This window comes from Streptococcus sp. 3613 (assembly GCF_013277375.1).
Classification (GTDB): domain Bacteria; phylum Bacillota; class Bacilli; order Lactobacillales; family Streptococcaceae; genus Streptococcus; species Streptococcus pseudopneumoniae.
Map to the genome: position 1 here is coordinate 1 of NZ_VMMV01000122.1, position 5,717 is coordinate 5,717.

Sequence of the window (5,717 nt, forward strand, 5' to 3'; positions counted from 1 at the left end):
AGTGTTTTGAGCAGCTTGCGGCTAGCTTCCTAGTTTGCTATTTGATTTTCATTGAGTATTATTATTTTTTATTCTTTACAGATTCAAAATAGACCTTTATTATTTTTCTAAAAAAGGAAAGCTCTGCGGCCTTCCTTCGTCTTACTTGCGTTTCTTCTTCGCTTTCTTCATTTTGTTAGCCATGCGTTTCATGGACTGTTTCATGGCAAATTCACCGATTTTACCTTTGAGTCCGCCACCAAACATTTGGCTCATATCTGGCATTCCTGCTCCTCCGAGAGCTGACAGGTCAGGCATACCGCCTTGTCCCATCATTCCTTCAAGGGCAGACATATCCATTCCTCCCATATTTGGCATATTTTTAGGAAGGTTGTTTGGATTGATTCCCATTTGCTTCATCATTTTGTTCATATCTCCAGACATAACACCCTGCATGAGTTGTTTAGCCTGGTTAAAGTCTTTAATGAATTTATTAACTTCGACAAATGTATTCCCAGAACCAGCTGCGATACGACGTCGACGGCTTGGATTTAGCAAATCTGGATTTTCACGTTCTTCAGGTGTCATAGAAGACACAATGGCACGTTTGCGAGCAATCTGGCGTTCATCCACCTTCATGTTTTGAAGGGCTGGGTTGTTGGCCATACCTGGAATCATCTTGAGCAAGTCTTCCATCGGCCCCATGTTTTGCACCTGATCCAACTGATCAATGAAATCATTGAAATCAAAGGTGTTTTCACGCATCTTCTCAGCCATTTCAAGAGCCTTTTGCTCATCGTATTCCTGAGAAGCTTTCTCAATCAACGTAAGCATATCCCCCATGCCAAGGATACGGCTAGACATGCGGTCTGGGTGGAAGGTCTCAATGTCCGTAATCTTTTCACCTGTACCAGTGAACTTGATTGGTTTTCCGGTAATGTGACGAACAGATAGAGCCGCACCACCACGAGTATCGCCGTCAATCTTGGTAAGGATAACCCCAGTCACTTCCAACTGATCATTAAACTCACGCGCAACATTGGCTGCTTCTTGACCAATCATAGCATCAACGACGAGCAGAATTTCATTTGGTTGAGCCAGTGCTTTTACGTCACGAAGCTCGTTCATCAAAAGCTCATCAATCTGCAAACGACCCGCAGTATCAATCAAGACATAGTCGTTATGATTAGTTTGGGCTTGCTCCAAACCTTGACGTACAATCTCAACAGCTGGTACTTCTGTTCCAAGAGCGAAAACCGGCACATCAATCTGTTGTCCCAGAGTTTTCAACTGGTCAATAGCCGCAGGACGGTAAATATCCGCCGCAATCATCAAAGGACGAGCATTTTCTTCTTTCTTGAGTTTGTTGGCCAATTTACCAGCAAAGGTTGTTTTACCAGCCCCTTGTAAACCAACCATCATGATGATGGTTGGAATCTTAGGTGACTTGATAATTTCTGCCGTATCAGAACCTAAAACGGCTGTCAGTTCCTCATCAACGATTTTAATAATCTGTTGCGCAGGATTAAGGGTATCAATGACCTCATGCCCGACTGCACGCTCACGAACTTTCTTGATAAAGTCCTTTACAACAGGCAAGGCAACGTCGGCCTCGAGCAAGGCCAAGCGAATTTCTTTGGTTGCCTCTTGGACATCAGATTCAGAGATTTTTCCTTTTTTACGTAAATTTTTAAAGACGTTCTGCAAACGTTCTGTTAAACTTTCAAATGCCATTTTTCTTCCTCTTATTCTCTATTATCAATGCTTGTTAAAATTTCTATCTGCTCCTGCAGAAAGTCATCCTTGGGATAGCGCTCCAAAATCTGATCAAAAATCTGACTGCGGACAATGTAGTCCGAGTACATGTGCAATTTCATCTCATAATCTTCCAGAATCTTTTCTGTCCGCTTGATATTATCATAGACAGCCTGACGACTGACACCAAACTCCTCGGCAATCTCAGCAAGGCTGTAATCATCAGCGTAGTAGAGCTCGATATAATTCATTTGCTTATCTGTCAAAAGCGCCGCATAAAATTCAAAGAGCGCATTCATACGATTGGTTTTTTCAATTTCCATAACTTTTATTATACCAAAAATTAGCCTAATCTACCACACTAGGAAGTCAATACAAGAAGATAGCTAGCAAAATTTGAAAAAATTTGAAAAAAATAAGAGCCTAGCCCCAAGTAATTTCCAATTGATAGCTAGCAAAGGGATGTCCCTCTTGATTTTGTAGTTGATAATCTAGTTCAATCTTTTGTCTATCAACTTGATAATGGCTCGTTTGGATGATAAACTCCTGCATGCCCATAGGTGTAGGAATATAGGCTAAACTATCACTATCCTTTAAAAAGCGCATAATGGTCTTGGGATTGGAAAAACGACTCATCACCAGTTCTTGACCATGAAATTTAATAACTACTTTTTCCTTTTCCTCATTATAGAAAAGCAGGTAGCTATAATCTCCTTTTTTATGCACTTCCACGTCATAAAGCTGGTCAATCACTTCCAACTGCTCATCAAACTGAATCGTATTTCGCATCCGAATCTTCACATCAGGTCCTCTTTCTTGTCTCTTGTCCTACTATTTTACCAAAAACTCTAGCTTTTTGCTATAATGGTCATATGAACGAAAAAGTATTCCGTGACCCAGTTCACAACTACATCCATGTCAATAATCAAATCATCTATGACTTGATCAATACAAAAGAATTTCAACGTTTGCGCCGTATTAAGCAACTGGGAACTTCCAGTTATACCTTCCACGGTGGAGAACACAGTCGCTTCTCCCATTGTCTTGGAGTCTATGAGATTGCTCGTCGCATCACGGAGATTTTTGAAGAAAAATATCCTGAAGAATGGAATCCTGCCGAGTCTCTCTTGACCATGACCGCGGCCCTCCTACATGACCTTGGGCATGGTGCCTACTCCCATACTTTTGAACATCTCTTTGATACAGACCATGAAGCCATTACTCAGGAGATTATTCAAAGTCCTGAGACGGAGATCCACCAAGTCCTACTACAAGTAGCGCCCGATTTTCCAGAAAAGATAGCCAGTGTCATCGACCATACCTATCCTAACAAGCAGGTTGTGCAACTCATTTCCAGCCAAATCGATGCAGACCGCATGGACTATCTCTTGCGCGACTCCTATTTTACAGGAGCATCCTATGGAGAATTTGACCTGACTCGCATCCTCCGAGTCATTCGTCCTGTCGAAAGCGGTATTGCCTTTCAGCGCAATGGCATGCATGCCATCGAAGACTATGTCCTTAGCCGTTACCAGATGTACATGCAGGTTTATTTCCACCCCGCAACACGCGCTATGGAAGTTCTCCTACAGAATCTTCTCAAACGCGCCAAGGAACTCTATCCTGAGGACAAGGACTTTTTTGCACGAACTTCTCCCCATTTGCTACCTTTCTTTGAAAAAAATGTGACCTTGTCTGACTATCTAGCTCTGGATGATGGTGTGATGAATACCTACTTCCAACTCTGGATGACCAGTCCTGATAAGATTCTTGCAGACCTGTCGCAACGCTTTGTCAACCGCAAGGTCTTTAAATCCATTACCTTTTCACAAGAAGACCAAGACCAACTCGCTAGCATGAGAAAATTGGTTGAGGACATTGGCTTTGATCCAGACTACTATACTGCTATTCATAAGAACTTCGACCTCCCTTATGATATCTATCGTCCCGAATCTGAAAATCCGCGGACACAGATTGAGATTTTACAAAAAAATGGTCAACTGGCCGAACTCTCTAGCCTGTCTCCTATCGTCCAATCCCTTGCTGGCAGTCGCCACGGAGATAATCGCTTTTATTTTCCAAAAGAAATGTTGGACCAAAACAGCATCTTTGCAAGCATTACCCAGCAATTTTTACACTTGATTGAGAACGATCATTTTACCCCAAATAAAAACTAGAAGAGGAATTTTATGAGTATTAAACTAATCGCTGTCGATATTGACGGAACCCTAGTCAACAGTCAAAAGGAGATTACTCCTGAAGTCTTTTCTGCCATCCAAGATGCCAAAGAAGCTGGTGTCAAAGTCGTCATTGCAACTGGCCGCCCTATCGCAGGTGTTGCCAAACTTCTGGACGACTTGCAGTTGAGAGACGAGGGTGACTATGTTGTGACCTTCAATGGTGCCCTTGTCCAAGAAACTGCTACAGGGCATGAGATTATCAGCGAATCCTTGACTTATGAGGATTATCTGGATATGGAATTTCTCAGTCGTAAGCTCGGTGTCCACATGCATGCTATTACTAAGGACGGTATCTATACTGCCAATCGCAATATCGGAACATACACTGTGCACGAATCAACCCTCGTCAACATGCCTATCTTCTACCGCACACCTGAAGAAATGTCTGACAAGGAAATCGTCAAGTGTATGTTCATCGATGAGCCTGAGATTCTCGATGCTGCGATTGAAAAAATCCCAGCAGAATTTTACGAACGCTACTCTATCAACAAGTCTGCTCCTTTCTACCTCGAACTCCTTAAAAAGAATATAGACAAGGGGTCAGCTATTACTCACTTAGCTGAAAAACTCGGATTGAACAAAGATCAAACCATGGCTATCGGTGACGAAGAAAATGACCGTGCCATGCTGGAAGTCGTTGGGAACCCCGTTGTCATGGAAAATGGAAATCAAGAAATCAAAAAAATCGCCAAATACATCACTAAAACAAATGACGAATCCGGCGTTGCCCATGCCATCCGAACATGGGTACTGTAAGAGGATATGAATAGACGAAAACCGCTCAGTTGAGCGGTTTTTATAGTAAAATGAAATAGGAATAGGACAAATCAATTTCTAGTAATGTTTTAGAAGTCCAGATACACTATTCTAGTTTCAATCTACTATAGTATCTAATTACATACCCCCTGCTGGAATCGATAAATAGAAAAAACCTTATTTTAAGGCTCTTCCTATACTATTTATCAATAACCCTCTTTTAGAGTATGTCCGTAAGTTTGAATAATTTGTTGTATATCTTTATGCCTTAGTAATCTTGAAACAGCCCATATATCAACACCTTTTGATAATAGACTTCCTGCGAAACAAAATATGGTAGAATAGTTCTATGAATTATGAAGCAAGTAAACAACTAACTGATGCACGATTTAAGCTCCTGGTTGGTGTTCAGCGCACGACTTTTGAAGAGATGTTAGCTGTATTGAAAACAGCTTATCAAGGTAAACACGCAAAAGGGGGACGAAAACCTAAACTAAGCCTAGAATACCTTCTTATGGCGACTTCAATATGTGCGAGAATATCGAACTTATGAACAAATTGCGGCTGATTTTGGTATTCACGAAAGCAACTTAATCCGTCGGAGCCAATGGGTTGAAGTAACTCTTGTTCAAAGTGGTGTTACGATTTCAAGAACTCCTCTCAGTTCTGAGGACACGGTAATGATTGATGCGACGGAAGTAAAAATCAATCGTTCTAAAAAAACAATTAGCGAATGATTCTGGTAAAAAGAAATGCCACGCTATGAAGGCTCAAGCGATTGTCACAAGTCAAGGGAGAATTGTTTCTTTGGAGATCGCTGTGAACTATTGTCATGATATGAAGTTGTTCAAAATGAGTCGCAGAAATATCGGACAAGCTGGTAAAATCTTGGCTGACAGTGCTTATCAAGGGCTCATGAAGCTATATCCTCAAGCGCAAACTCCGAGGAAATCCAGCAAACTCAAGCTGCTAACAGCTGAAGATAAA

At 41.5% G+C, this 5,717-nt stretch carries 5 protein-coding genes and 1 pseudogene; 3 read left to right on the forward strand and 3 right to left on the reverse strand.

Annotated elements, in window-relative coordinates; translation table 11 throughout:
• Positions 1-141: 141 nt before the first annotated feature.
• From ffh to HT708_RS11080, 3 genes are all read right to left on the reverse strand, one after another.
• Entirely contained in the window at positions 142-1,713 is a 1,572-nt protein-coding gene (ffh, locus tag HT708_RS11070) for a signal recognition particle protein (RefSeq protein WP_172926400.1), read from the reverse strand.
• A gap of 11 nt (positions 1,714-1,724) precedes the next feature.
• Positions 1,725-2,057, reverse strand: a complete 333-nt coding sequence (locus HT708_RS11075; RefSeq protein ID WP_000402066.1) for a putative DNA-binding protein — start codon at positions 2,055-2,057, stop codon at positions 1,725-1,727.
• 100 nt (positions 2,058-2,157) lie between these two features.
• The gene (locus HT708_RS11080) at positions 2,158-2,535 is read right to left on the reverse strand and encodes a DUF1934 domain-containing protein (protein ID WP_023934199.1); all 378 of its coding nucleotides are present in this window, start codon (positions 2,533-2,535) and stop codon (positions 2,158-2,160) included.
• Positions 2,536-2,606: 71 nt separating this feature from the next.
• Here HT708_RS11080 and HT708_RS11085 point away from each other — a divergent pair, with 71 nt between their 5' ends.
• From HT708_RS11085 to HT708_RS11095, 3 genes and pseudogenes are all read left to right on the forward strand, one after another.
• Positions 2,607-3,911, forward strand: coding sequence for an HD domain-containing protein (locus HT708_RS11085; RefSeq protein ID WP_138703275.1), 1,305 nt, complete (start codon positions 2,607-2,609; stop codon positions 3,909-3,911).
• A gap of 12 nt (positions 3,912-3,923) precedes the next feature.
• On the forward strand, positions 3,924-4,730 hold the full coding sequence (gene yidA, locus HT708_RS11090; RefSeq protein ID WP_023936120.1) for a sugar-phosphatase: 807 nt from the start codon (positions 3,924-3,926) through the stop codon (positions 4,728-4,730).
• Positions 4,731-5,079: 349 nt separating this feature from the next.
• Positions 5,080-5,717: pseudogene (locus tag HT708_RS11095) on the forward strand (transposase family protein); the annotation flags it as partial.